The sequence below is a fragment of the Paraburkholderia bryophila genome (genome assembly GCF_013409255.1).
In the GTDB taxonomy this organism is placed as follows: domain Bacteria; phylum Pseudomonadota; class Gammaproteobacteria; order Burkholderiales; family Burkholderiaceae; genus Paraburkholderia.
Map to the genome: position 1 here is coordinate 2,379,813 of NZ_JACCAS010000001.1, position 25,501 is coordinate 2,405,313.

The following is a 25,501-nucleotide window of genomic DNA, read 5'->3' on the forward strand; positions in this document are numbered from 1 at the left end:
GACGACGTACAGGTATCAGAGAATTTCCAAGAGAGCGCCGGACCGCGTCGCCAATTGCTACGTGCGAACCGTTGTTTCAATATTACTTGAAACATCGAATCAATGAGCCTATCATCTCGCCATGGACTCGAACCTCGTCGTACGCGCACTCGGTGCGCTCGCTCATGAATCGCGGCTGGCCATCTTCCGCGTGCTCGTCGTAGCCGGCCCGGCAGGCATGCCGGCGGGCGAGATCGCGCAGCAGATCGGCCTTTCGCCGTCCAGTCTTTCGTTCCACCTTAAGGATCTGTCCCACGCCGGCCTCGTTACCGGCACCCAGCAGGGTCGTTTCATTTTCTATTCGGCCAACTTCGAAGCAATGAACGGACTCGTCGGATTCCTCACCGAGAACTGCTGTGCGGGAGCCCCCTGCGCAGTGAACGACGCGTCGCCATGCTGTGGAGATCCGACATGAAGCGTAGGCACGGCCACGTCGGGGCGACGTCCCACAGGAGAATCGAATGAGCAGCGCTGATTCCGTGTCCCGCGTTGCGCGTCCCGCCATGGGTTTCTTCGAGCGGTACCTGACGGGTTGGGTTGCGCTGTGCATCGTCGCGGGCATTGCGCTGGGGCAGTGGTCGCCGTCAGTCTTCGAGGCCATCGGTCGCATGGAAGTCGCGCAGGTCAATCTGCCCGTCGGCGTGCTGATCTGGATCATGATCATCCCCATGCTGATCAAGATCGACTTCGGCGCCATGGCGCAGGTCAAGGGTCACTGGCGCGGCATCGGCGTCACGCTGTTCGTGAACTGGCTCGTCAAGCCGTTTTCGATGGCCTTGCTTGGCTGGATTTTCGTGCGCCATGTGTTCGCCGCCTGGCTGCCGGCCGCGCAACTGGACAGCTACATCGCAGGCCTGATCCTGCTCGCGGCCGCGCCGTGCACGGCGATGGTATTTGTCTGGTCGCAGCTGTGCAAAGGCGATCCGTACTTCACGCTGTCACAGGTTGCACTCAACGACGCGATCATGATCGTCGCGTTCGCGCCGATGGTCGCACTGCTGCTCGGGCTGTCGGCCATCACCGTGCCGTGGGATACGCTCATCGCGTCGGTAGGACTCTACATCGTCGTCCCAGTCGCGATCGCGCAGATTCTGCGTCGCGTGCTGCTCGCGAAGGGCGAGGCACATTTCAGGCGCGCGGTCTCCCGCCTCGGCCCGTATTCGATCTGTGCGCTGCTCGCGACCCTCGTGCTGCTGTTCGCGTTTCAGGGGCAGGCCATCGTGCATGAGCCGCTGGTGATCGCGATGCTCGCCGTGCCGATTTTGATCCAGGTGTTCCTGAACTCGGGCCTCGCCTATCTGCTCAACCGCAAGCTCGGCGTCGCGCATTGCGTGGCCGGTCCGTCGAGCTTGATCGGCGCAAGCAATTTCTTCGAACTGGCCGTGGCAACCGCCATCAGCCTGTTTGGTTTCCAGTCGGGCGCTGCGCTCGCGACCGTCGTCGGCGTGCTGATCGAGGTGCCGGTCATGCTGCTGGTCGTAGCCGTCGTGAACCGCTCGCAGCGCTGGTACGAAGCGTATTGAGGATCGACCATGAGCGTCACCATCTATCACAACCCCGACTGTGGAACATCGCGCAATGTGCTTGCGCTGCTGCGTGAGGCTGGCGAGAACCCGCAGGTCATCGAATATCTCAAGACGCCACCTGACCGCGCAACGCTCGAGCGGCTCATCGCAGACACCGGCATGGCAGTCAGGGACGTGCTGCGCATCAAAGGTACGCCCTACAAGGAACTTGGGCTCGGGGATCCAGCATTGAGCGATGCCCAGTTGATCGACGCGATGCTTGCCCATCCGATCCTGATGAACAGGCCGATTGTCGCGACGCCGCGTGGCACGCGCCTTTGCCGGCCTTCGGACGCCGTGACCGGGCTGCTGGATCGTGCCCCGGAGCACGAGGTGCTGAAGGAGGAAGGCGTGCCGTTCATCGTCGCACGCGCGATCGCCAGCAACGATGCCGGGTTCGTCAATGCGTTGCGGGACGTCGATCTGCCGGGCAGCGACCTTGACGAAGCGGGCCGCAGCTTCTTCGCGTTTAGCACGCTTGCCGGCTCACACGTAGGCTACGGGGGATTCGAACAGTACGGCAGCGATGTGCTGGTCCGCTCGGTCATCGTAGAGCCGCAACACCGCGGCAAAGGCATCGGCCGCAACCTGATCGCCGTACTGCTGCGCGAAGCGTTCGATGCAGGTGCCCGTAAGGCCTGGCTGTTCACCACCAACGCGACGGCGCTCTTCGAGAAGGCGGGATTCAAGCCGGCCGCGCGCGACGCCGCGCCGGCAACAATCCTCGCAACCCGTCAGGCAACCGACCTGTGTCCCGCGACAGCTACGCTGCTCTCGCGTGCCATTACCCTGTAGTTCATCCACACGATGCAATCAGACTTACCGAACATCCGCCTCTCCCATCTCGATACCCCGGATCTTGCGAAGCTGAGACCGCAGGCGGTATCGCAACATCCCCCTCGCATCCTGCTGCTTTACGGCTCGTTGCGCCCGACGTCCTATAGCCGGTTACTGACGCTCGAAGCCGAGCGCATCCTCCGCCAGTTCGGAGCCGAAACGAAGGTGTTCGAGCCACAGGATCTGCCACTCGCTGATAGCGTCCCGGCCGACCACCCGAAGGTGGTCGAACTGCGCGAGCTGTCGATCTGGTCCGAAGGACAGGTGTGGTGTAGCCCCGAGCGGCATGGCACGCTGACCGGCATATTCAAGAACCAGATCGACTGGCTGCCGCTCGACTCCGGCAGTGTCCGCCCGACGCAGGGACGCACGCTGGCCGTCATGCAGGTTTCGGGTGGTTCGCAGTCGTTCAATGCCGTCAACGCGTTGCGCATACTTGGGCGCTGGATGCGGATGGTGACGATCCCCAATCAGAGTTCGGTGGCGAAGGCATTCCAGGAGTTTGACGAGAACGGCCGCATGAAGCCGTCGTCGTACTACGATCGCGTGGTCGACGTGATGGAGGAACTGTACAAGTTCACGCTCCTCGTGCGCGACCGTTCGGACTATCTGACCGACCGCTATAGCGAACGCAAGCAGAGGGCCCCGGCAGCCGTTACTGCGCTCGTCAGCGCGGCCATGGCTCATGAACACAGCGCACGGAACGCCGACACCGACGACAGTGAAGTCGAGTAACGCGCCCGACCGATCGGAGCCGATGGGCCACCTGAGCGCTCGCGCATCCGCTCCTGCAAATGCTGCAGGTCAGGAAATGCCCCTGAATCCCGGATACAAAAAGAAAAGCCCCGCACAAAGGCGGGGCTGATCTTTACAGTTTTTGGTTACGGGACCTCAGAACGGAATATCGTCGTCCATCTCATCAAAGCCGCCGCCAGCCGGCGCGCTCGGACGGCTAGCACCACCGCCGCCACCACCGCTGCCGCCACGCGAAGCCCCACCACCCGACACAGCGCGGCCACCACCACCGCCGCCGCCGCTACGTTCCGACGGCTCACCACGGCTATAACCGCCACCGCCTTCGTCACCGCCGCCACCCATCGCGCCGCCGCGGCCGCCCAGCATTTGCATCTGCTCGGCGACGATTTCCGTCGAATAGCGGTCCGTGCCGTCTTGCGCTTGCCACTTACGGGTCCGGATGCGCCCTTCCAGGTACACCGACGAGCCCTTCTTCAGATATTCGTTGACGATTTCCGCGAGGCGGCCGAAGAACGACACGCGGTGCCATTCGGTCGCTTCCTTCATTTCGCCGGACGCCTTGTCCTTGTACCGATCCGTCGTTGCAAGGCGGATGTTCGCCACTGCGTCGCCGCTCGGAAGATAACGGACTTCCGGATCGGCTCCGAGATTGCCGACGAGAATGACCTTGTTCACGGATGCCATGAGTTTCTCCTGTTGATTCCGTTGCGGGCGGCGCGGTACGACACGGTTCGCGTCTCATGGCCGGCAGGCCCGAGACCAGAACTGCGCCTCTGCCCGCCGCCGGGTGAGTTCTGGGTGTTCAGCTACGCCTTGCGCGGCGGCTGTTTCATATTGGCGGCGATTATAAGCCAGCACAACACGAGCCCCGAGCAGGTAAAGAATACTGCGCTCGCTCCATCCACCTTGAGCAGCCAGCCGCCAACCACCCCGCCCAGCGCGAGGCCGATCGACTGCGTGGTGTTATACACGCCGGCCGCCGCGCCCTTACGGGTGCCCGGCGCCAGTTTCGACACCAGCGAAGGCTGTGACGCCTCAAGGATATTGAAGCCGAGAAAGTACACAAAAAGGATCGCTGCCACACTCAGAATCGTATGCGGAGCGACGCCCAATAACAACTGTCCGATCAGGATAAGACCGATCGCCGACAGCAGCACGATTTTCATTTTCCCGCGCTTTTCGGCGGCGATGATCGCCGGCACCATCATCACGAACGACAGCCCCATGACCGGCAAATAAACCTTCCAGTGCGACGCGACCGGTAAGCCGCCTGCTTCGAGAATGCGCGGCACGACGAGGAACAGCGCGGTTTGCGTAGCATGCAGCACGAGCACGCCGAAGTTCAAACGCAGCAGTTCGACGTTATGCAGCACCTCGGCGAACGGCGCGCGCACATGCACCGGCTTCGGCGCGTCGGGTACGACCCACAGCACCAGGCCGATCGCCAGAATCGAGAAGATGCCGACCAGCGTGAACAAACCGCTCATGCCGACCCACTGGAATACGATCGGCGCACCGATAATCGCCACCGCGAACGACACGCCGATGCTGGCACCGACCATCGCCATCGCCTTGGTGCGATGCTCTTCGGACGTGAGGTCGGCGATAAACGCGATCACCGCCGACGACACCGCGCCCATCCCCTGAATCACGCGGCCGACGATGATCCACGTCATGTCGTGCGCGCCCGCCGCGACGAAGCTGCCGAGCGCGAAGATCAGCAGACCGATCGCGATCACCGGCTTGCGGCCGATCTTGTCGGAAACCCAGCCGTAAAAGATGTAGAGCATGGACTGCGTGACGCCGTACGCGCCGAGCGCGATGCCCACCAGCAGCACGTTGTCGCCGCCCGGAATGGTTTTCGCGTAGATCGAGAACACCGGCATGATCATGAACAGACCGAGCATACGCAGCGCGAAGATGGCGGCCAGCGACACGGTCGCGCGCAGTTCAGGCGCGCTCATGCGTGAGGATGTTGCGGACGGATTGGACATCGGGAGCGTTCTTTGAATGAGCGGGGCGGCACATCGCCGAAGGGCGGCCACCAGCGGGCGGCTTACCGTGGGACGGCGGGAAGCATGCGGCGCGGCGTTCGAGCCGACGGCCTTGCAGCACTCCCACTGACGCCTCGCGGTGCCTTGTACTCACGAGGAACGGCCCCAGTTAGACCTCTTCCCCGCGGCGCTGAACCGCTGCCTTACAGCTTGCCTCAGTGCTTCTTCAGCCTGTCAGGAAGCCGTAACGGCGGTCTTGAAAAGTCGTTATAGTAGCAGGTTTAGCCCCTTCCTCTTTCCGCCAGTTCATGGAATAAATCCGTGGAACAAATCCGTATTCGTGGGGCTCGCACCCACAACCTGAAGAACGTCAACCTCGATCTTCCACGTCACAAGCTCGTCGTCATTACGGGCCTTTCGGGCTCGGGCAAATCGTCGCTGGCGTTCGACACGCTCTATGCGGAAGGACAGCGGCGCTACGTCGAAAGTCTTTCGGCCTATGCGCGCCAGTTCCTGCAGTTGATGGAAAAACCGGACGTCGATCTGATCGAAGGCCTGTCGCCGGCAATCTCGATCGAGCAGAAAGCGACCTCGCACAATCCGCGCTCCACGGTCGGCACCGTGACCGAAATTCACGACTATCTGCGGCTCCTGTTCGCACGGGTCGGCACGCCGTATTGTCCGGATCACGAAATCCCGCTGGAGGCGCAAAGCGTCTCGCAGATGGTCGACGCGGCGCTCGCGTTGCCCGAAGAAACGAAGCTGATGATCCTCGCGCCGGTGGTGGCCGACCGCAAGGGCGAGCACGTCGAACTGTTCGAGGAAATGCAGGCGCAGGGCTTTATCCGTTTCCGCGTGCGCTCGGGCGGCGGCACCGCCAACGAAGGCGTCGCGAAGATCTATGAAGTCGACGCGCTGCCGAAGCTGAAAAAGAACGACAAGCACACCATCGACGTCGTGGTCGACCGACTGAAGGTGCGGCCGGACATGAAGCAGCGCCTCGCCGAATCGTTCGAAACGGCACTGCGCCTCGCCGACGGCCGCGCGATCGCGCTCGAAATGGACACCGACAAAGAGAAGCTGTTCAGCTCGAAGTTCGCCTGCCCGATCTGCTCGTATTCGCTGCAGGAACTGGAGCCGCGGCTCTTCTCGTTCAACAACCCGATGGGCGCGTGCCCGGAATGCGACGGCCTCGGCCAGATCACCTTCTTCGATCCGAAGCGGGTGGTCGCGCATCCGTCGCTGTCGCTCGCGGCCGGCGCGGTGAAGGGTTGGGACCGGCGCAACCAGTTCTACTTCCAGATGCTGCAGAGTCTCGCGGCGTTCTACGAGTTCGACATCGACATGGCGGTCGAAGATCTGCCGGAGAAGGTCCGCAAGATCCTGCTGTTCGGTTCGGGCAAGCAGGAAATTCCGTTCTCGTACATCAACGAACGCGGCCGCACGTCGGTGCGCGAGCACGTGTTCGAAGGGATCATCCCGAATCTGGAGCGGCGCTACCGCGAGACCGATTCGGTCGCGGTGCGCGAAGAGCTCGCCAAGTATCAGAACAACCAGCCCTGCCCCGCTTGCGCCGGCACGCGGCTGCGCCGCGAAGCGCGCTTCGTGCGGATCGGCTCGGACAGCGACGCGCGCGGCATCTTCGAAATCAGCGGCTGGCCGTTGCGCGACGCGCTCGGCTATTTCCAGACGCTGCGTCTGGAAGGCTCGAAGCGCGAGATCGCCGACAAGGTGGTCAAGGAAATCGTCGCGCGGCTCATGTTCCTGAATAACGTCGGGCTCGATTACCTGTCGCTCGAACGCAGCGCGGAAACGCTGTCGGGCGGCGAGGCGCAGCGCATTCGCCTCGCGTCGCAGATCGGCTCAGGCCTGACCGGCGTGATGTACGTGCTGGACGAGCCGTCCATCGGACTGCATCAGCGCGACAACGACCGGCTGATCGCCACGCTCAAGCATCTGCGCGACCTGGGCAACTCGGTGATCGTCGTCGAGCACGACGAAGACATGATCCGCATGGCCGACTACGTGGTCGACATGGGACCCGGCGCGGGCGAACACGGCGGCATGGTGATCGCCGAAGGCACGCCGAAACAGGTGCAGGCGAACCCGGCGTCGATGACCGGGCAGTACATGTCCGGTGCGCTCAACATCGAGTATCCGGACGAACGCAAGGAGCCCGACGAACGGCGTCTGCGCATCGTTGAGGCGTACGGCAACAATCTGAAACACGTGTCGCTCGATCTGCCGGTCGGCCTGCTCACCTGCGTGACCGGCGTGTCCGGCTCGGGCAAATCGACGCTGATCAACGACACGCTGTACCTCGCGGTCTCGCATCACCTGTACGGGTCGTCCGCGGAGCCGGCGCCGTACGAGTCGATCGAAGGCCTCGAGCATTTCGACAAGGTCATCAACGTCGACCAGTCGCCGATCGGCCGCACACCGCGCTCGAACCCGGCCACCTACACGGGCCTCTTCACGCCGATCCGCGAACTGTTCGCCGGCGTGCCTGCGGCAAAAGAACGCGGCTACGATCCGGGCCGTTTTTCGTTCAACGTCAAGGGCGGCCGCTGCGAATCCTGCCAGGGCGACGGCGTGCTGAAGGTCGAGATGCACTTTTTGCCGGACGTGTACGTGCCTTGCGACGTCTGCCACGGCAAGCGCTACAACCGCGAAACGCTGGACGTTCAATACAAAGGCAAGAACATCAGCGAAGTGCTCGACCTGACGGTGGAAAACGCCTACGAGTTCTTCAAGCCGGTGCCGGTCGTCGCGCGCAAGCTGAAAACCTTGCTGGACGTGGGTCTGGGCTATATCCGCCTGGGCCAGTCGGCGACCACGCTGTCAGGCGGCGAAGCGCAGCGGGTCAAACTCTCGTTGGAACTGAGCAAGCGCGACACGGGTCGCACTCTATACATTCTCGACGAGCCGACCACCGGCCTGCACTTTCACGATATCGCGCTGCTGCTGGAAGTCATCCATCGGTTACGTGACCAGGGTAATACTGTCGTGATCATCGAGCATAATCTCGATGTAATAAAGACCGCCGACTGGGTCATCGACCTCGGTCCGGAAGGCGGTGCGGGTGGCGGTCAGATCATTGCCCAAGGCACGCCGGAGCAAGTGGCAAAGTCGAAAGCAAGTTTTACCGGAAAGTATCTGGCGCCCTTGCTGAAACGGGCCGCCAGCAAAAAGTAACGCTGCACTTCACGGGTTGGAGACGGAATAAGCCATGGCCAAGCGGAATCAGGCGCGCGACGACGGGCAAGTGCAGGACCTACGCCCACGCCCGGTCAGGCTGACTAGCGACATGAGCCTGCCGAAACTTTCGGCGGTCGAAATCGGCAGTTATGCGCTGATGCTGTTCGGCATGTGGGCGGTGATCGAACTGAGGCTGCTCGGCGCGCTGCTCGCCGGGCTGCTGGTGTTCCAGCTCGTGCATACCATCGCGCCGCGCATCGAGCGTCACATGTCGAGCAAGCGGGCACGCTGGCTCGCGGTGGTGTTTTTGTCGGTGGTGATCGTGGGCGCGTTGACCGGGCTCACGCTCGGCATCATCGCGCATTTCGAGAACGACGTGCCGAGCGTGCAGAACCTGCTCGACCAGGCGATGCAGCTCGTCGACGAGGCGCGCGGCCGCATTCCGCAGTTCATCGCCAACTATCTGCCGGTCGACACCGAGCAGATGAAGAGCCGGGCCACCGAACTGATGACCACGCACGCCAACATGCTGTCTCAAAGCGGCAAGACGGCGGCGCGCGCGTTCACGCATATTCTGATCGGCATGATCATCGGCGCGATCATCGCGGTCGGCGCGCAGAAGCATATGAACCGGCTGCCGTTGTCCACGGCGTTCATCACGCGCGTCACGCGTTTCGCCGACGCATTCCGCCGCATCGTGTTCGCACAGGTGAAGATCTCCGCGATCAATGCGACCTTCACCGGCATCTTCCTGCTGGTGATCCTGCCGATCTTCCACGACACGTTGCCGCTGTCGAAAACGCTGGTGCTGGTCACGTTCATCGTCGGCTTGCTGCCGGTGATCGGCAATCTGATCTCGAACACGATCATCGTCGCAGTGGCGCTGTCGGTGAGCTTTCCGGCGGCGGTCATGTCGCTCGTGTTCCTGATCCTGATTCACAAGCTCGAGTACTTCCTGAACGCGCGTATTGTCGGCGGCCAGATCGAGGCGCGCGCGTGGGAATTGCTGATCGCGATGCTGGTGATGGAAGCGGCGTTCGGTATTCCCGGCGTGGTCGCCGCGCCGATTTTCTACGCGTATATCAAGCGGGAATTGATTTATTTGCGGCTGGTTTGAGGCACGCTCGCGGGCGGCTGGGCCGCCACGCACGCAAACTCGATCACTACATTTACTTACCACCTCGACCTCCGGCGAATCGGTTGTCATGAGCCTGTCCACGCATTGGCGTGGACGTTCTCAACAGCGAGGCGAGGTGAGCATATGTTTATTTCGATCCCCAGTACCGATTCCAGCGCATGGGCGAGTCAGTCGCCGCAGGATAGCCAGCAAGCCGGGCAGACCTTCGATCACCAGAAGGTCGGCGCGATGCCACGAACCGACCACGACCGGTACAACGGGGCGCAGCCACAGGGCATCGGCAAACATGAGCCGGCGACACCGTCCCCAGACTTGAGAACCGGCGTCGACATCATGTCGCGCGCATTGGGCGCGTTACCTGCGTCCTACGCTAGCGAGCCCAGCGGCAAACTCCATCCCGATCCCGTCAAACCGGGCGTCCGGATCGACGAGAACGGGCGGCGCTATATCAGCGACGGCGTGAATACCTATGCCATCCGCCACGATCGCGACAACCGGACGGAACGGGTCTACCGGCCAGACAACCCGACAAAGCCGGGCATCCCCGTCAGGCTGAACACACACGGCGACTACGAACGTCACGACGAGGTGGGGCTGAAAGGCGGCTCGCGTGGACGGGCGCTGCAAATGCAGCTTAATCGCGCGCGAGGACAGCTCGAAAACGCCTTGGCCGAACGGCGGCAAGCGGAGAATGAACTGGCAACGATCGATGCCGAGACCCAGCGTTCTCAAAATCCGGGCATGGACCTCACGATGCGGCGACAACAAGCGCAAAGGAATCTGGAACGAACCCAGCATGTCGCACAAGGCTACGAGGGGCAGATGGAAAGCCTGCTACGAGAAGCGCATCAACTCCGACAGACTATGCAAAACGAGCTAACGCAATTGCGGAGGCGCCGTGACGATGGAACACAGTTGGGGCAGGCAACGCAGCACGAGATCAACGTTCTCGAAACCACCCTACGCATGAGCGATCACCCGTCTGCGGACACGCAGTACAAACTGCAAAAGCTGCAGGGTGATCTTCGACGACTACAGGATGAGAACGGTGCATTGAGTTACCGCATCATGGCCTTGCACGCGGAGATTGACGACATTCCTCGGGCCTAGGAAATCTAAAAACAGGCCCTCCAGGCGGGCAGCACACGGAATGCGGGTTCGGCCGGCCTCTGAAACCCTGACCATCGCTCAAACACCGCCAAGATGCCTCGCATCAACGGGAAACTTGCCGCCAACTGCAAGTTTCCCGTAAGATGAGAACAATTCCTATTTACACCCAATCCTGGTCGTGATATTCCGCCTGCCGTTTCCCTTTGTCCAGCCGGCTTGCGCATGAGGCGCCAGTTCGTTCGCCTTCACCGCTGGATCGGCGTCGCCACCGCGTTATTTCTATTCATGGCCGGCCTCACCGGCGCGATCATCGCGTGGGACCATGAACTCGATGCGGCACTGAATCCATCGTTCTTCAAGGCTCATACCGCCGCGCCCGCGCTGTCGGGACTGGAACTGGCGCGTCGTGTGGAAGCCGCGGACCCGCGTCTGCAGGTCACGTATCTGCCGCTCGTCGCCGAACCCGGCCATACGCTGCAAATGATGGTGCTGCCACGCATCGATCCCGCGACCAGACAGCCCTACCCGCTCGACTTCACTCAGATCGCCGTCGACCCCGCCACCGGCGAAATCCAGGGCCGCCGCGAATGGGGCGTCGTCTCGCTCGCGCGGATCGACCTGATCCCGTTCATCTACAAATTCCACTACACGCTGCAACTGCCGTTCACCGGCGGTATCGACACCGGCACGTGGCTGATGGGCATCGTCGGGATCATCTGGCTGTTCGATAGCGTGATCGCGCTGTGGCTGTCGTTTCCGAGTTTCAAGGCCTGGCGCAAGTCGTTCGCGTTTCGCCTGAAGCGCGGCGGCTATGCGCTCACCTTCGATCTGCACCGCTCCGGCGGCGTCTGGATCTGGGGGCTGCTGATGATCGTCGCGCTGACCTCGGTGTCGATGAATCTGTCCGGGCCGGTGGTGCGGCCGGTGGTCTCGATGTTCTCGACGCTCACGCCGAATCCGATCGACAACCCGGAAATTCTGCGTCCGCCGCAACCCGGCGATTCCGTGTTGAGCCGCGAGCGCATCGTGCAACTGGCTGAAGAGGCCGGCAAAGCGCAGAACCTGAAGGCGCCGCCCGGCGGCGTGTACTACGCGGAATTCCTGCACGCATACGGCGTGGGCTTTTATACGCCCGGCAACGACCACGGCGATATCGGCCTGGGCAACCCGTGGATGTATTGGGACGCCGCCACCGGCAAGCCGCTCGGCAAGCTGATTCCGGGCAAGGGCACCGCCGGCGATATCTTCACGCAGGTGCAATTCCCGCTGCACTCCGGACGCATTCTCGGCCTGGGCGGACGGATTCTGATCAGCGCGCTGGGTATCGCGGTCGCCGTGCTGAGCGCGACGGGACTGCTGATCTGGCTGAAGAAGCTGAATGCGCGGCGGCGTTCGTCACAGAACGCACAAAACGCACGAAACGCCCAAACTGCGGATGTCGCGCGGGACACGGGCCGCTCGGCCGCGCAGTCCTGAAACAAAAAATGCGCCGGAATAATCCGGCGCATTTTTTTCTGCCTGAGCTAACAGCAGCGTTGCGGAGGAGAGGCACGCTTAGTCCTCGCCTCGCCGACACATCAACCGCTTCTAGCGAAACACCACCGTCTTGCTACCGTTCAACACCACGCGATGCTCGACGTGCCACTTCACCGCACGCGCGAGCGTCACGCATTCGACGTCGCGGCCGATCGCCGTGAGTTGCTCCGGCGTCATGCTGTGGTCCACGCGCTCCACTTCCTGCTCGATGATCGGACCTTCGTCGAGATCCGTCGTCACGTAGTGCGCGGTCGCGCCGATCAGCTTCACGCCGCGGTCGAACGCCTGGTAATACGGCTTCGCACCCTTGAAGCTCGGCAGGAACGAGTGGTGAATGTTGATCGCACGGCCGGCTAGTGCCTCGCACATTTTCGGCGACAGAATCTGCATATAGCGCGCGAGCACCACCAGATCGGCCTGATGCTCGTCGATCACTTCGAGCACGCGCGCTTCCTGCGCGGCTTTCGCGTCGGGCGTGGCGCCCATCAGCGGGAAGTGATGGAACGGCACGTCGTAGCTGGCGGCGAGCTGATAAAACTCCTTGTGGTTCGAGATGATGGCCGCAATCTCGATACCCAGTTGACCGGTGCGATAGCGGAACAGCAGATCGTTCAGGCAATGGCCGATCTTCGACACCATGATCACCACGCGCGGCTTCACCGACGCGTCGTGCAACTCCCAACGCATGCCGAACTGTTCAGCAAGCGTCACGAACGACGCGCGCAGCGCCTCCAGACCCGGATCGCCGCCCACCTGCTGGAAATGCACGCGCATGAAGAACTCGCCGGTGCGGCTGTCGCCGAACTGCGCGGAGTCGAGAATATTGCTGCCACGCTCGAACAGAAAGCCCGATACCGCATGGACGATGCCGGGCCGGTCGGCGCACGACAGTTTGAGAATAAAGCTGTGATCGGTCGACATGACCTGGATGACTCCCTTCTTCAATGCGTGGTTTATTCAGTGTGTGCGGCTCGATGCGGCCGCCCCGAGGGATTTTCGGCGCAGCGTGCATCGGCCGCGCCACGCGGCGCGAGCGTCTATCTTATGCAAGCACCGGCGGCGTGAACAGGACTTCGATACCGGCGCACGCTTCTTCATCGATCCAGCGGCGGCGCAGCAGGCAGTCCAGCGTAGCGAGACTCGCGTCGACCGTCATGGCGTCTTCTTCGATCCAGCGCGCGACTTCGTCGATGCGCGCGAGGCGATGCTCGCCCACTTCGCCATCTTGATTGCGCGGCGTGAAATCGGCGGGCAGCGCGAGGTCGTAGATGAAAATCTGTTCGGCCTGCGTGCCTTCTGGCAACGATTGCAGCACATGCGCGGTGCGACCTGCCACGGCGCGCGCGGCGATTTCCTCGGGAATGCCGGCTTCTTCCCAGCACTCCTTGATGATCGTCGCCTCGACGCCGAAGCCCCAGCCGATCCCGCCCGCGACGACATTGTCGAGCATGCCCGGATCGGTCGCCTTGGTGTCGCTGCGGCGCGCGATCCACAACTGCGGCGCGCCGCCATCCGCATATTCTACGACGCCGTTCAGATGCACCGCGTACGTCTGCGTGCCGAAGAAGCGCGAGGCCGCGCGCTCGATATACGCGAGAGGCGGCGCGTCGAACGCGTTGCGGATCGCGTAGGTCTCGTTGCGCCAGCCAGGAATGCGGCCTTCAGCGGCGAGCGAGCCGATCACGGAGCCGAGCGCCGCGCTGCGCAGATCGACCGTGTCGAACGCGGACTTGAGCGTCACGCGTGCGCTGTCGATCTCGAACACATCGGGCCAGCGCGTGAGCAAGGGCACATCGCTCGAACGAATCCAGCCGACCTGTTCGGCGTCGATCCAGAACGGCAGATGCGCGTGCGGGTCGAAGCGGCGCGCGGCGACGAGGGAAGGCAAAGTCATGCAAAACTCCAGACTAACTGTGTTCAATCACGCGTCGATCGCGTGTTCAATCGCGCAGCGCGACGCGAATCCCAATCGCAATGAAGGTCGCGCCCGCCAGACGGTCGAGCCACACGCCCACACGCGGCCGGCGCTTCAACCAGCCGCCGATCATCCCCGCGCACACGCCGAACAGCGAAAACACCACCACGGTCTGCAACATGAACAGCACGCCGAGTTCGAGCATTTGCAGCGTGACGCTTTGCGTGCCGTTCGGCTTCACGAACTGCGGCAGGAACACGACGAAGAACAACGTCACCTTCGGGTTCAGCAGATTGCCGAGCACGCTTTGGCGAAACACGGTCGACAACGGCTGCGGCGCGCGTTCGTGCGCGGTCGCGAGGCCCTGGCTGCGCAGCGCCTTGATGCCGATCCAGACCAGATAGGCGGCGCCGGCCAGCTTGATCACCTCGAACGCAACCGGCGACGAACGCAGCAACGCGGCGACGCCAAGCGCGGCCAGCGTGGTGTGAAACGTGATGCCGGCCGCGAAGCCAAGCGCGGCGACGAGACCCGCCGCGCGGCCTTGGGAAATGCCGCGTGCGAGCACTTGCAGATTGTCCGGACCGGGCGCCATGGTGATCGCGATCGACGTGGCGAGAAACAGCAGGAAGTTGGGCATCGTTCTGACCTTCGTGATGGTGTTCAGGAAAGACACTGGTTCAACGCGTGGTTCAACGTATCGTTCAACGCACGGTGCGAAGCACGCTTCGCGGCAAACTCACTGCAACGGCTCAATGACCGTCGAATCCCGTCACCGTATAAAGCGACAAGCCGCCGTCGCGCAGCAGCTTCGAGCCGCCGAGTTCAGGCAGATCGATGATCGCCGCGCCTTCCACCACGACCGCGCCGAGCCGTTCGAGCAGCATCTTGCCGGCCAGCATCGTGCCGCCGGTGGCGATCAGATCGTCGACGATCACGACACGGTCGCCCGGCTTGCAGGCGTCCTCGTGAATCTCGACGGTCGCGCTGCCGTATTCGAGTTGGTACGATTGCGAAACCCGCTTGTACGGCAGCTTGCCCGCCTTGCGGATCGGTATGAAGCCGAGGTTCAGCTCATACGCGAGAATCGGCCCGATGATGAAGCCGCGCGCATCGAGCCCGGCAATGTAGTCGAGCTTCGCATCGATATAGCGCTGCACGAACAGATCGATCAGCACGCGCAGTGACTTGCGCTCCTGCAGCAACGGCGTGATGTCGCGGAACTGCACACCCGGTTGCGGCCAGTCGGGCACCGTGCGAATGTGGCTTTTGATGTAGTCGGCCGCATCGAGCGGCGCGCTCGGGAGCGCGTTGGACATGGTGTCTCCGGATGGACCTTGTCAGGTCCGATGAAAAGCGAAATCGGGGTGGTCGGGCGGGACCCTGGTGCTGGGTGAGCAAGGGCGGCGTCGCAAGCTCACGGCACGCGCCGCCTGCCACCTGCCTCATTCCACACCTATGCCGCGGCGGCGCCCGCGCGGCGGTGCTTCGACAACCGTTCCTCGGCGCTCGCCAACTGTTCGGGCAAACCGCGCAACACCACGATGTCGCTCGCGCGCAGCTTGGTGGACGGGTCCGGCTCGACGCCGCGAATGCCGTGCCGGCGAATTGCCGTCACTTCGACGCCCAGCTCGAACAACCCGACTTCAGCAAGCGTACGGCCCACCGCGTCGGCATTTTCGTCGACCGGCACCGATTGTAGCCGCACCTGTTCGTGGCCGTCGTCGTCTTCCACGTCGTCGGCGCCGTGGAAATAACCGCGCAGCAGCGCGTAGCGTTCGTCGCGCATTTCCTCGACCCGCCGCACCACTCGCCGCATCGGCACGCCCATCAGCACCAGCGTATGCGACGCCAGCATCAGACTGCCTTCGACGATTTCAGGAATCACCTCGGTCGCGCCGGCGGCCAGCAGCTTTTCCAGATCGGCGTCATCGACGGTGCGCACGATCACCGGCAGCGTCGGCTCCAGCTCGTGAATGTTGTGCAGTACGCGCAAAGCGGACGGCGTATTCGCGTAGGTAATCGCAATCGCGGCCGCGCGATGGATACCGGCGGCGAGCAGCGATTCGCGCCGCCCCGCGTCGCCGAACACGACCGATTCGCCGGCCGCCGCGGCCGCCGCCACGCGATCGGGATCGAGATCGAGCGCGACGTACGAGAGCCCTTCGTGTTCGAGCATGCGCGCCAGATTCTGCCCAGCCCGGCCGTATCCGCAGATGATCACGTGACCGCTCTGTTTCAAACTCTGCGTGGCGATGCGCGTCATTTGCAACGACTGCATCATCCATTCAGTGGAAGACAAGCGCAGCACGATCCGGTCCGCGTTCTGGATCAGGAACGGCGCGGCCAGCATGGACAGCAGCATCGCCGCGAGAATCGCCTGCAGCAGCGTGGCGTCGACGAGATGCTTGTCGAGAATCAGATTCAGCAGCACGAAGCCGAACTCGCCGGCTTGCGCGAGGCCGATACCGGTGCGCATCGCGACACCCGGCGACGCACCGAACAGGCGCGACAGCCCCGTCACCATCACCGCCTTCAGCACGATCGGCCCGACCAGGAAGCCGAGCACGATAAACGGATGCTCCCAGATCACGCGCGGATTCAGCAGCATGCCGGTGGTAACGAAGAACAGCCCCAGCAGCACGTCACGAAACGGCTTGATGTCCTCTTCCACCTGATGCCGGTACGGCGTCTCGGCGATCAACATACCGGCGATAAACGCGCCGAGCGCGAGCGACAAACCGAATTTGTCGGTGATGAACGCCGAGCCGAGCGTGACCAGCAGCAGATTGAGAATGAACAGTTCCTGCGACCGGCGCCGCGCGACCACATTGAACCAGCGCGTCATGAAGCGCTGCCCGACGATCAGCAGCAGCGCCAACGCCACGACGATCTTGATCGAAGCGAGGCCGAGCGCGCTCACCAGGTCTTTGGAATCGCCGCCGAGCGCCGCGATCACGATCAACAGCGGCACCACCGCCAGATCCTGGAACAGCAGCACGCCGAAGATATTGCGGCCGTGCTCGGTTTCGATTTCGAGCCGCTCCGCCAGCATCTTGCTGACGATCGCCGTCGACGACATGGCCAGCGCACCGCCCAGCGCCACACTCGCCTGCCACGTGATATGCACCCAGCGCTCCAGCACGAAGCCGAGCGTGACCGCCACCGCGATCGTGCCGATCACCTGCAACAGGCCGAGGCCGAACACGAGCCGGCGCATGGAACGCAGCTTGGCGAGCGAAAACTCCAGCCCGATCGAAAACATCAGGAACACCACGCCGAATTCGGCGAGGTTCTGCGCGCCGGCCGAGTCAGGGATCAAACCGAACGCATGCGGGCCGACAACGATCCCCACCGACAAATAGCCGAGCATCGGCGGAAGATTCAGGAAGCGAAAGATCACCACGCCCGCCACCGATGCCAGCAGCAGGAACAGCGTCATTTCGAGGGGGGAAATCATCGGCAGAAACGCATCGGTAAAGCGTCCTCGTTCGTCAGCGGAACCGCGCACGCAAAACGCCGTGCGACAAGGTTGAGGGGCCGTAAAAAACAGCAATAAAGGCAGCGGCTTGGCACAGCAGGCCCGGCGCGGCGAACAAGCGCCTTTGCTATACTCCGCGAATGATAGCGAAAATCAATGGCGACCGGGCACTCACGCTCGCTCGTGACGTGCTCGACATCGAAGCGGACGCCGTGCGCGCGCTTCGCGATCAACTCGACGAAGGCTTCGTCGGGGCGGTCGATTTCATCCTGGGCTGCCGTGGGCGCGTGGTTGTTTCCGGCATCGGCAAATCCGGCCACGTGGCGCGCAAGCTCGCGGCCACGCTCGCCAGCACCGGCACACCGGCGTTCTTCGTGCATCCCGCGGAAGCCAGTCATGGTGACCTCGGCATGGTCACCGCCGACGACGTGTTTATCGCGCTGTCCAATTCCGGCGAAACCGAAGAACTCGTGGCGATCCTGCCGCTCATCAAGCGGCTCGGCGCGAAGCTGATCGCAATGACCGGACGTCCGTCGTCGAGTCTCGCACAACTGGCCGACGTGCACCTGAATTCCGCGGTGGCAAAAGAAGCCTGTCCGATGAATCTTGCGCCCACCGCCAGCACTACCGCCGCGCTCGCGCTCGGCGATGCGCTCGCGGTCGTGGTGCTCGACGCGCGCGGTTTCGGCCGCGACGACTTCGCGCGCTCGCATCCGGGCGGCGCGCTCGGCCGCCGCCTGCTCACTTATGTCCGCGACGTGATGCGCACCGGCGACCAGGTGCCGAAGGTCACGCCCGAGGCCACCGTACGCGACGCGCTGTTCCAGTTGACCGCCAAGCGCATGGGCATGACCGCGATCGTCGATCACGAAGACCGCGTTGCCGGCATCTTCACCGACGGCGACCTGCGCCGCGTGCTCGAACGCGACGGCGATTTCCGCGGCCTGTCGATCGCCTCGGTCATGACAGCCGGTCCACGCACCATCGGCCCGGATCACCTCGCGGTGGAAGCCGTGGAACTGATGGAGCGCCACCGCATCAATCAGATGCTGGTCGTCGACGAAGCAGGCAAGCTGATCGGCGCACTCAACATGCACGACCTGTTCTCGAAGAAGGTGATCTGATGGCCATCGCCCCTGTGACCGCGACCGAACGCGCGAGCCGCGTGAAGCTGATGATTTTCGACGTCGACGGTGTATTGACCGACGGCGGCCTGCTGTTCACGGCGGAAGGCGACACGATGAAAGGCTTCCACTCGATGGACGGCCACGGCATGAAGCTGCTGCGCCAGGCCGGCATCGACACGGCGATCATCACCGGGCGCAAGTCGGGCATCGTCGCGGTGCGGGCGAAAGAAATGAACGTCACGCACGTCTATCAAGGCGTGCAGGACAAACCCGCGGCCTTCGCCGATCTGCTCCAGCAGACCGGCCTGACGGCGGAAGAATGCGGCTACATGGGCGACGACTGGGTCGATCTCGCGGTCATGCTGAAGGTCGGCTTCGCGGCAGCGCCCGCCAACTCGCATCCTGAAGTGATCGCACGCGCGCATTGGGTGAGCGAGGCGCGCGGCGGACACGGCGCGGCCCGTGAAGTCGTCGACACGCTGCTGCGCGCCCAGCACAAATATGAAGCGCTGCTCGCGGCAGCCTGTAGCGGCGAACAGCGAGGCCTCGTCGGATGAACCAGTTTCGCCTGACTTCGCTGATCCCGCTGGTGGCCATGGCCGCGCTCGCCGGTATCACCTGGTGGCTGCTGCAGGCCACCCTGCCGCGGCAAAACGAAGGCGTGGTGCGTCCCAAGGAACACACGCCCGACTACTTCGCGGACAACTTCTCGGTTTCCGAACTCGATCAGTCGGGCTCGACGCAATACCGCCTGACCGCTCAATCGCTGATTCATTACGAAGACGACGAACTGAGCGACCTCGTCAAGCCGGCCATGCGTGCGTTCCAGCCCGGCAAGCCGATCGTCACCGCCACCGGCGACACCGGCAAGGTGAACGGCGACGCCTCGATCGTCGACCTGTACGGCAATGCGCGCATTCTACGGGCGCCTGGCTACGGCGATCCGCAGATGCAGGCGGATTCGGCGCATTTTAAGGTGCTGGTCAACGACGATGTGATCGAGACCGAAAAGCCGGTTAAACTTCAGCGCGGCATGTCAGTGATGACTGCCAGCGGCATGAATTACAACAACGTCACCCGGGTGATGCAGCTGTTCGGCAACGTGAAAGGCGCGATCGCGCCGTCCGAAGCCGGTGGCAGCTCGCCCAAGCAACCCGGGTAATCTATTCCAGGCGTGACTGCATGAACGAATCGTTCCCCCGTTTTGATACCGGCCGCTCGCGCGCTTTGTCCGCGTGGCGCGCCGGACTCGCTGCGCTACTCGTCGCGTTGCCGCTCGCAGGCTTCGCGCCGCTTGCGCACGCGGACCGCGCCGACAAGGACAAGCCGCTGAACATCGAAGCGGACAACATGACTTACGACGACCTCAAGCAGGTCAACATCTTCACCGGCCACGTGGTCGCCACTAAAGGCACGATCGTGATCAAGGCCGATCGCGTCGAAGTGACGCAAGACCCGCAGGGCTATCAGTACGCTACCGGCACGTCGAGCGGCGGCAATCTGTCGTATTTCCGCCAGAAGCGTGAAGGCCTCGACGAGTACATCGAAGGCACGGCGATCCGCATCGACTACGACGGCAAGCAGGACCTGACCACGCTCACCACGAATGCAACCGTGAAGCGCCTGCAAGGCCTCGCCACCGTGATGGACCAGGTGCACGGCAGCGTCATTACCTACGACGGCCAGAACGACTTCTACACCGCGAAGGCGGGCAAAGATGTCGCCGGCCCGGGGAACCCGAGCGGCCGCGTGCGCGCCATGCTGTCGCCGCGCAACGGCGGCGCCGCGCCGCTGAACGGCGCGTCGGCCACGCTCGCACCGTCCACCTCGATCCAGGGAGCGCCGAATCAGTGAGCACCTCCGCGTCCCTCCCTAATCGCAAGCCGGCCGGCACCAGCAGCTCGCTGGTCGTACGTAATCTGAAGAAGCGCTATGGTTCGCGCACGGTCGTCAAAGACGTGTCGCTCGACGTGAAAAGCGGCGAAGTGGTCGGTCTGCTTGGGCCTAACGGCGCGGGCAAGACGACCTCGTTCTATATGATCGTCGGCCTCGTGCCGCTCGACGCCGGTGAAATCGATCTGGACGGCAAGTCGATCAGCCTGCTGCCGATCCATAAACGCGCTTCGCTGGGCTTGTCGTATCTGCCGCAGGAAGCGTCGGTGTTCCGCAAGCTCACCGTCGAGGAAAACATTCGCGCGGTGCTGGAGTTGCAGCACGAAGACAACGGCAAGCGGCTCAGCAAAGACACCATCACGAGCCGCACCGAAGCGTTGCTCGACGAGTTGCAGATCGCGCATTTGCGCCAGAATCCGGCGCTGTCGCTGTCGGGTGGCGAACGCCGCCGGGTTGAAATCGCGCGCGCGCTGGCCACTAATCCGAGCTTTATTCTGCTCGACGAACCGTTCGCGGGCGTCGATCCGATCGCGGTGCTGGAAATCCAGAAGATCGTTAAATTTCTGAAGCAGCGCAATATCGGCGTGCTGATCACCGATCACAACGTGCGCGAAACGCTCGGCATCTGCGATCACGCGTACATCATCAGCGACGGCAGCGTGCTGGCCGCCGGTGCGCCGAGCGACATCATCGAAAACGAAAGCGTGCGGCGCGTCTATCTGGGCGAGCACTTCCGCATGTAAGCACACAAGGGACACCCCGGCTATGCCAACGCGCATACGCCGGTCCCTTTGCGGCAACCGCACATCCGCATCCTGACCCGGGCCGTTCGCGCCCGGCGCCGCCGAAAACGGGCGCACGCGTAATTGCGAATGTCGCAATGTATCGCGGTCGTGGCAAACTCTCTACAATGAATCTCAACTTGCCATGAAAGCCAGCCTCCAACTCCGCCTATCGCAGCATCTTGCGCTGACACCACAACTGCAGCAGTCCATCCGGCTGCTTCAGCTGTCTACGCTCGAACTGCAGCAGGAAGTCTCCATGGCGATCTCGCAGAATCCGCTCCTCGAGAACGAGGACGACTGGATCGCGAGTCCGCTGCGGGTGGCGGCAGACGGCTCGCTGATCGCGCAAGCGCCCAATTCGTCCGCACCGCCGGACCAGATGGGCGGCAATACGTCGTCATCGTCCAGTAGCAGCGAGCGCGCCGAGAACGGCGAGCCGCAAGGCGTGGACGAATACAACGGCCTCTCGGGCGACAGCAGCGGCGACGCGTCGCAATGGAATCTCGACGACTACGGCCGCTCCGGCAACGCGTCGGACGACGACGATCTGCCGCCGCTGCAAATTCACGAATCCAGCACCTCGCTGCGCGATCATCTGATGGCGCAATTGCGCGTGACCCAGGCGGGTCAACGCGACCGCGCGCTGATCACGTTCCTGATCGAATCGCTCGACGACGACGGTTATCTCGCTGCCACGCTTGACGAAGTGCTAGCCGATCTGCCTGACGAACTCGAAGTCGACACCGACGAGCTGAATGCCGCGCTAGCGCTGCTACATAGCTTCGACCCGGCGGGTGTGGGCGCGCGCTCTGCATCCGAATGTCTGAAGTTGCAATTGCTGCGGCTCGACACGTCGCCTACGCGTACGCTCGCGCTCGACATCGTGGCCCACCATCTGGAACTGCTCGCGGCTCGCGATTTCACGCGTCTGCGCAAACACCTGAAGGCCAACGACGACGACCTGCGCGACGCGCATGTGCTGATCCGCTCGCTCGAGCCGTTCCCCGGCGCGGCCTACGGCAAAGCCGAAGCGGACTACGTGGTGCCCGACATCATGGTGCGCAAAACGGCGCAAGGCTGGCAGGCCGAACTGAATCCGGAAGTCGTGCCGAAGCTGCGTATCAATCATCTGTACGCCAATATTCTGCGCAATAACCGCGGCGATCCGGGTAGCGGTTCGTTGCGCCAGCAACTGCAGGAAGCACGCTGGCTGATCAAAAATATCCAGCAGCGGTTCGAGACCATCCTGCGAGTTGCGCAAGCTATTGTGGAACGTCAAAAGAGCTTTTTTGTCCACGGCGAAATTGCTATGCGCCCCTTGGTCTTGCGGGAAATTGCTGATACGCTAGGCCTACACGAGTCAACTGTCTCGCGTGTGACAACCGGTAAATACATGCTGACCCCATTCGGGACGCTTGAATTTAAGTACTTCTTCGGATCACACGTTTCGACTGACACGGGCGGCGCGGCGTCTTCAACGGCGATCCGTGCGCTCATCAAGCAACTGATAGGAGCGGAAAACCCGAAATCTCCTCTTTCAGACAGCCGCATAGCCGAACTGCTGGCGGAACAGGGCTTCGTGGTCGCGCGCCGCACCGTGGCGAAGTATCGCGAAGCACTCAAGATTCCGGCAGTCAACCTGCGCAAGTCTCTGTAGCCCGTCGCCTTCCGTGGCGGGCATTTACCGGCCGCTCCGCAGTTGGCGGACAGGCCGGCCGATGCGACCTGCCAGAAGTCAGTCACCGGGGGGCGACTCAGGCAAGCCGACAGATCGACCGGACCTACGTCATCGTGCGGAACAAGCGGCCATTAGCTTGGAGAAGCACTATGAATCTGCAGATCAGTGGACACCACCTCGAAGTAACGCCTGCGTTGCGCGAATACGTGATCACCAAACTGGATAGGGTGCTAAGACATTTCGATCAGGTAATCGACGGCAGTGTGGTCCTCTCGGTCGACAACCATAAGGAAAAGGAAAAGCGTCAAAAGGTTGAAATCAACCTGCATCTGAAGGGCAAGGACATCTTTGTCGAGAGCTGTGACAGCGACCTCTACGCTGCGATCGATCTGATGATCGACAAGCTTGACCGGCAAGTGCTCCGCCACAAGGATCGTCTGCAAGGCCATGCGCACGAGGCGATCAAGTATCAGCCGGCGCCGCAGATAGACGTGCCGCCGCAATAGGGCAAATTAGAAGCGCCGCTTCATATTCCCTACCCTAGCCAAACCGCCCGAAATCGGGCGGTTTTTCGTTGTGCGAGCGCTTTTTCCGCGAGAATCGTGTGGCGTCGAACGATCCTTCAAAAACCCGTCGCGCATCGATGGCGCGCCGCACCATCTGTTGCTACCCTGTTCTATAATGTTCCGGTTACCATCGGGGTCAAGCCAGCGCTAACGGAAGTCGGCAGGAGTCTTGTGCTTTCGGACTCCAACGCACGTTGCCGTGAGCATCAAACGAATGGAACGTCACTCAAACGCCTCATCGAGGAGAATCCAGGCCACGTTTTCGCCTGTCAACATGAATCGTTTAGCCAAATTTCTTCCCCTCGAGAACGTCGTCGTCGGACTATCGGTCACCAGCAAGAAACGTGTATTCGAGCAAGCGGGCCTGATCTTCGAGAACCAGAACGGCATCGCCCGTAGCACGGTCACTGACAATCTGTTTGCGCGTGAGCGCCTCGGATCGACGGGGCTCGGCGAAGGCGTCGCGATTCCGCATGGCCGGATCAAAGGCTTGAAGCAGCCGCTCGCCGCGTTCGTCCGTCTTGCCGAACCCATCCCCTTCGAATCGCCCGACGGTCAGCCGGTTTCGCTGCTGATCTTCCTGCTCGTGCCCGAACAGGCCACCCAGCAGCACCTCGAAATTCTTTCGGAAATCGCCCAGTTGCTGTCCGATCGCGAAGCCCGCGAGCGCCTGCACACGGAAGAAGACCGCGAATCATTGCATCGCCTGCTCACTCAGTGGCAACCTTGATGTAGCGGCGGTTATCCGCACGCCGCTGATCCGCATGCGCGGTGGCCATCCGCGCGCGGGTAAGGTCTCGCAACGAAAGCGGACCGCGTTTACGCGGCCGCCAGGTTGCCGGGCTAGCGGCTCACACTGGAGTCACTGACTCATGGATACGTCCAGCATCAACGCCCAGAGCATTTTCGACGACAACGCCGCCATGCTGAAACTGAGCTGGCTGACGGGGCATGAAGGCTGGGAGCGCGGCTTTTCTTCGGAATCGGTCGCCAATGCCACGTCGAGCGCCGACCTTGTCGGCCACTTGAACCTGATCCACCCGAACCGGATCCAGGTGCTCGGCGACGCCGAAATCGACTACTACAAGCGCCAAACCGACGAAGACCGCTCGCGCCACATGGGCGAGCTGATCGCGTTGGAGCCACCGTTTCTGGTGGTGGCGGGCGGCGTCGCCGCGCCGCCGGAACTGGTGCTGCGCTGCACGCGCTCGTCCACACCGCTGTTCACCACGCCAATGTCCGCCGCCGCGGTGATCGACAGCCTGCGTTTGTACATGTCGCGCATTCTCGCGCCGCGCGCCACGCTGCACGGCGTGTTCCTCGACATTCTCGGCATGGGCGTGCTGCTCACCGGCGACTCGGGCCTCGGCAAGAGCGAACTCGGGCTGGAGTTGATCAGCCGCGGCCACGGCCTCGTGGCGGACGACGCCGTGGATTTCGTGCGCCTCGGCCCGGACTTCGTCGAAGGGCGTTGCCCGCCGCTGCTGCAAAACCTGCTCGAAGTACGCGGCCTCGGCCTGCTCGACATCAAGACGATCTTCGGTGAAACCGCTGTGCGGCGGAAAATGAAGCTGAAGCTGATCGTGCAACTGGTACGCCGTCCCGACGGTGAATTCCAGCGCCTGCCGCTGGAAAGCCAAACCGTCGACGTGCTCGGCCTGCCGATCAGCAAGGTGACGATTCAGGTGGCCGCCGGCCGAAATCTCGCTGTGTTGGTCGAGGCGGCGGTGCGCAACACGATCCTGCAACTGCGCGGCATCGACACGCTGCGCGACTTCATGGACCGGCAGCGCCTCGCGATGCAAGACCCCGACAGCCAGTTTCCCGGCAAACTGATCTGAGTCCGCGACGCCAGGCACACCGCGCGACACCATGACGCACTC

Annotated in this window: 24 protein-coding genes; 17 read left to right on the top strand and 7 right to left on the bottom strand. The window is 62.7% G+C overall.

The window, feature by feature from the left end:
- Window positions 1-121 precede the first annotated feature (121 nt).
- The 4 genes from GGD40_RS10500 to arsH are packed head-to-tail and all read left to right on the top strand — an operon-like array spanning window position 122 to window position 3,176.
- The gene (locus GGD40_RS10500; RefSeq protein ID WP_179743630.1) at window positions 122-454 is read left to right on the top strand and encodes an ArsR/SmtB family transcription factor; all 333 of its coding nucleotides are present in this window, start codon (window positions 122-124) and stop codon (window positions 452-454) included.
- Between the two features lie 46 nt (window positions 455-500).
- Complete coding sequence (gene arsB, locus GGD40_RS10505; RefSeq protein ID WP_179743632.1) at window positions 501-1,562, top strand: ACR3 family arsenite efflux transporter; 1,062 nt, start codon at window positions 501-503, stop codon at window positions 1,560-1,562.
- A gap of 9 nt (window positions 1,563-1,571) precedes the next feature.
- On the top strand, window positions 1,572-2,399 hold the full coding sequence (arsC, locus tag GGD40_RS10510; RefSeq protein ID WP_179743634.1) for an arsenate reductase (glutaredoxin): 828 nt from the start codon (window positions 1,572-1,574) through the stop codon (window positions 2,397-2,399).
- 12 nt (window positions 2,400-2,411) lie between these two features.
- A complete protein-coding gene (gene arsH, locus GGD40_RS10515) occupies window positions 2,412-3,176 on the top strand; it encodes an arsenical resistance protein ArsH (protein WP_179743636.1) in 765 nt (254 codons plus the stop codon).
- Between the two features lie 156 nt (window positions 3,177-3,332).
- On the opposite strand, the gene GGD40_RS10520 is transcribed toward arsH, so the two are convergent.
- Both GGD40_RS10520 and GGD40_RS10525 read right to left on the bottom strand, forming a co-directional pair.
- Window positions 3,333-3,881: a single-stranded DNA-binding protein gene (locus tag GGD40_RS10520; RefSeq protein WP_179706981.1), complete on the bottom strand. Its 549-nt coding sequence runs from the start codon at window positions 3,879-3,881 to the stop codon at window positions 3,333-3,335.
- A gap of 122 nt (window positions 3,882-4,003) precedes the next feature.
- Window positions 4,004-5,191 carry an MFS transporter gene (locus GGD40_RS10525; RefSeq protein WP_179706983.1) on the bottom strand — a complete coding sequence of 396 codons (1,188 nt, stop codon included), beginning with the start codon at window positions 5,189-5,191 and terminating at the stop codon, window positions 4,004-4,006.
- A gap of 321 nt (window positions 5,192-5,512) precedes the next feature.
- Between GGD40_RS10525 and uvrA the strand changes: the two genes are divergently transcribed.
- The 4 genes from uvrA (at window position 5,513) to GGD40_RS10545 (ending at window position 12,113) form a co-directional block, all read left to right on the top strand.
- Window positions 5,513-8,386 carry an excinuclease ABC subunit UvrA gene (gene uvrA / locus GGD40_RS10530; RefSeq protein WP_179743638.1) on the top strand — a complete coding sequence of 958 codons (2,874 nt, stop codon included), beginning with the start codon at window positions 5,513-5,515 and terminating at the stop codon, window positions 8,384-8,386.
- Between the two features lie 34 nt (window positions 8,387-8,420).
- The gene (locus GGD40_RS10535; RefSeq protein ID WP_179706984.1) at window positions 8,421-9,506 is read left to right on the top strand and encodes an AI-2E family transporter; all 1,086 of its coding nucleotides are present in this window, start codon (window positions 8,421-8,423) and stop codon (window positions 9,504-9,506) included.
- A 144-nt stretch (window positions 9,507-9,650) separates the two neighbouring features.
- Complete coding sequence (locus GGD40_RS10540) at window positions 9,651-10,637, top strand: hypothetical protein (protein WP_179706986.1); 987 nt, start codon at window positions 9,651-9,653, stop codon at window positions 10,635-10,637.
- A gap of 222 nt (window positions 10,638-10,859) precedes the next feature.
- On the top strand, window positions 10,860-12,113 hold the full coding sequence (locus GGD40_RS10545; RefSeq protein WP_179743640.1) for a PepSY-associated TM helix domain-containing protein: 1,254 nt from the start codon (window positions 10,860-10,862) through the stop codon (window positions 12,111-12,113).
- Between the two features lie 111 nt (window positions 12,114-12,224).
- Here the strand turns inward: GGD40_RS10545 and purU are convergent, their stop codons facing one another.
- The 5 genes from purU to GGD40_RS10570 form a co-directional block, all read right to left on the bottom strand.
- Window positions 12,225-13,094 (bottom strand): formyltetrahydrofolate deformylase, encoded by an 870-nt coding sequence (purU, locus tag GGD40_RS10550; RefSeq protein WP_179706990.1) that lies wholly within the window; start codon window positions 13,092-13,094, stop codon window positions 12,225-12,227.
- 121 nt (window positions 13,095-13,215) lie between these two features.
- The gene (locus tag GGD40_RS10555; RefSeq protein ID WP_179743642.1) at window positions 13,216-14,067 is read right to left on the bottom strand and encodes an NUDIX hydrolase; all 852 of its coding nucleotides are present in this window, start codon (window positions 14,065-14,067) and stop codon (window positions 13,216-13,218) included.
- Between the two features lie 46 nt (window positions 14,068-14,113).
- Complete coding sequence (locus GGD40_RS10560) at window positions 14,114-14,728, bottom strand: LysE family translocator (RefSeq protein ID WP_105510895.1); 615 nt, start codon at window positions 14,726-14,728, stop codon at window positions 14,114-14,116.
- A 112-nt stretch (window positions 14,729-14,840) separates the two neighbouring features.
- Complete coding sequence (locus GGD40_RS10565; RefSeq protein ID WP_179743644.1) at window positions 14,841-15,407, bottom strand: adenine phosphoribosyltransferase; 567 nt, start codon at window positions 15,405-15,407, stop codon at window positions 14,841-14,843.
- 137 nt (window positions 15,408-15,544) lie between these two features.
- Complete coding sequence (locus GGD40_RS10570; RefSeq protein WP_179744923.1) at window positions 15,545-17,548, bottom strand: monovalent cation:proton antiporter family protein; 2,004 nt, start codon at window positions 17,546-17,548, stop codon at window positions 15,545-15,547.
- Window positions 17,549-17,709: 161 nt separating this feature from the next.
- On the opposite strand from GGD40_RS10570, the gene kdsD reads away from it, so the two are divergent.
- From kdsD to hprK, 9 genes are all read left to right on the top strand, one after another.
- A complete protein-coding gene (kdsD, locus tag GGD40_RS10575; RefSeq protein WP_035553549.1) occupies window positions 17,710-18,693 on the top strand; it encodes an arabinose 5-phosphate isomerase KdsD in 984 nt (327 codons plus the stop codon).
- Window positions 18,693-19,253, top strand: a complete 561-nt coding sequence (locus GGD40_RS10580) for a KdsC family phosphatase (RefSeq protein ID WP_035553550.1) — start codon at window positions 18,693-18,695, stop codon at window positions 19,251-19,253. Before kdsD ends, GGD40_RS10580 begins: the two co-directional genes overlap by 1 nt.
- Window positions 19,250-19,858, top strand: coding sequence for an LPS export ABC transporter periplasmic protein LptC (gene lptC, locus GGD40_RS10585; protein WP_179706998.1), 609 nt, complete (start codon window positions 19,250-19,252; stop codon window positions 19,856-19,858). Before GGD40_RS10580 ends, lptC begins: the two co-directional genes overlap by 4 nt.
- Before the next feature lie 20 nt (window positions 19,859-19,878).
- Complete coding sequence (lptA, locus tag GGD40_RS10590) at window positions 19,879-20,550, top strand: lipopolysaccharide transport periplasmic protein LptA (protein WP_179707000.1); 672 nt, start codon at window positions 19,879-19,881, stop codon at window positions 20,548-20,550.
- Window positions 20,547-21,332 (top strand): LPS export ABC transporter ATP-binding protein, encoded by a 786-nt coding sequence (gene lptB / locus GGD40_RS10595; RefSeq protein ID WP_105510889.1) that lies wholly within the window; start codon window positions 20,547-20,549, stop codon window positions 21,330-21,332. The genes lptA and lptB overlap by 4 nt, the downstream gene beginning before the upstream one ends.
- 184 nt (window positions 21,333-21,516) lie before the next feature.
- Window positions 21,517-23,031, top strand: coding sequence for an RNA polymerase factor sigma-54 (locus GGD40_RS10600; protein WP_179707002.1), 1,515 nt, complete (start codon window positions 21,517-21,519; stop codon window positions 23,029-23,031).
- Between the two features lie 170 nt (window positions 23,032-23,201).
- A complete protein-coding gene (gene hpf, locus GGD40_RS10605) occupies window positions 23,202-23,558 on the top strand; it encodes a ribosome hibernation-promoting factor, HPF/YfiA family (RefSeq protein WP_035553562.1) in 357 nt (118 codons plus the stop codon).
- A 274-nt stretch (window positions 23,559-23,832) separates the two neighbouring features.
- Complete coding sequence (locus GGD40_RS10610) at window positions 23,833-24,348, top strand: PTS sugar transporter subunit IIA (RefSeq protein ID WP_179708872.1); 516 nt, start codon at window positions 23,833-23,835, stop codon at window positions 24,346-24,348.
- 142 nt (window positions 24,349-24,490) lie between these two features.
- Entirely contained in the window at window positions 24,491-25,459 is a 969-nt protein-coding gene (gene hprK / locus GGD40_RS10615; protein WP_035553565.1) for an HPr(Ser) kinase/phosphatase, read from the top strand.
- Window positions 25,460-25,501: the final 42 nt, after the last annotated feature.

What these genes read in the sequence shown, in the direction of transcription:
- GGD40_RS10500 (WP_179743630.1), top strand. Translation starts at nt 122, where the DNA reads ATGGACTCGAACCTCGTCGTACGCGCACTCGGTGCGCTCGCTCATGAA.
- arsB (WP_179743632.1), top strand. Translation starts at nt 501, where the DNA reads ATGAGCAGCGCTGATTCCGTGTCCCGCGTTGCGCGTCCCGCCATGGGT.
- arsC (WP_179743634.1), top strand. Translation starts at nt 1,572, where the DNA reads ATGAGCGTCACCATCTATCACAACCCCGACTGTGGAACATCGCGCAAT.
- arsH (WP_179743636.1), top strand. Translation starts at nt 2,412, where the DNA reads ATGCAATCAGACTTACCGAACATCCGCCTCTCCCATCTCGATACCCCG.
- GGD40_RS10520 (WP_179706981.1), bottom strand. Translation starts at nt 3,881, where the DNA reads ATGGCATCCGTGAACAAGGTCATTCTCGTCGGCAATCTCGGAGCCGAT.
- GGD40_RS10525 (WP_179706983.1), bottom strand. Translation starts at nt 5,191, where the DNA reads ATGTCCAATCCGTCCGCAACATCCTCACGCATGAGCGCGCCTGAACTG.
- GGD40_RS10535 (WP_179706984.1), top strand. Translation starts at nt 8,421, where the DNA reads ATGGCCAAGCGGAATCAGGCGCGCGACGACGGGCAAGTGCAGGACCTA.
- GGD40_RS10540 (WP_179706986.1), top strand. Translation starts at nt 9,651, where the DNA reads ATGTTTATTTCGATCCCCAGTACCGATTCCAGCGCATGGGCGAGTCAG.
- GGD40_RS10545 (WP_179743640.1), top strand. Translation starts at nt 10,860, where the DNA reads ATGAGGCGCCAGTTCGTTCGCCTTCACCGCTGGATCGGCGTCGCCACC.
- purU (WP_179706990.1), bottom strand. Translation starts at nt 13,094, where the DNA reads ATGTCGACCGATCACAGCTTTATTCTCAAACTGTCGTGCGCCGACCGG.
- GGD40_RS10555 (WP_179743642.1), bottom strand. Translation starts at nt 14,067, where the DNA reads ATGACTTTGCCTTCCCTCGTCGCCGCGCGCCGCTTCGACCCGCACGCG.
- GGD40_RS10560 (WP_105510895.1), bottom strand. Translation starts at nt 14,728, where the DNA reads ATGCCCAACTTCCTGCTGTTTCTCGCCACGTCGATCGCGATCACCATG.
- GGD40_RS10565 (WP_179743644.1), bottom strand. Translation starts at nt 15,407, where the DNA reads ATGTCCAACGCGCTCCCGAGCGCGCCGCTCGATGCGGCCGACTACATC.
- GGD40_RS10570 (WP_179744923.1), bottom strand. Translation starts at nt 17,548, where the DNA reads ATGATTTCCCCCCTCGAAATGACGCTGTTCCTGCTGCTGGCATCGGTG.
- kdsD (WP_035553549.1), top strand. Translation starts at nt 17,710, where the DNA reads ATGATAGCGAAAATCAATGGCGACCGGGCACTCACGCTCGCTCGTGAC.
- GGD40_RS10580 (WP_035553550.1), top strand. Translation starts at nt 18,693, where the DNA reads ATGGCCATCGCCCCTGTGACCGCGACCGAACGCGCGAGCCGCGTGAAG.
- lptC (WP_179706998.1), top strand. Translation starts at nt 19,250, where the DNA reads ATGAACCAGTTTCGCCTGACTTCGCTGATCCCGCTGGTGGCCATGGCC.
- lptA (WP_179707000.1), top strand. Translation starts at nt 19,879, where the DNA reads ATGAACGAATCGTTCCCCCGTTTTGATACCGGCCGCTCGCGCGCTTTG.
- GGD40_RS10600 (WP_179707002.1), top strand. Translation starts at nt 21,517, where the DNA reads ATGAAAGCCAGCCTCCAACTCCGCCTATCGCAGCATCTTGCGCTGACA.
- hpf (WP_035553562.1), top strand. Translation starts at nt 23,202, where the DNA reads ATGAATCTGCAGATCAGTGGACACCACCTCGAAGTAACGCCTGCGTTG.
- GGD40_RS10610 (WP_179708872.1), top strand. Translation starts at nt 23,833, where the DNA reads ATGGAACGTCACTCAAACGCCTCATCGAGGAGAATCCAGGCCACGTTT.
- hprK (WP_035553565.1), top strand. Translation starts at nt 24,491, where the DNA reads ATGGATACGTCCAGCATCAACGCCCAGAGCATTTTCGACGACAACGCC.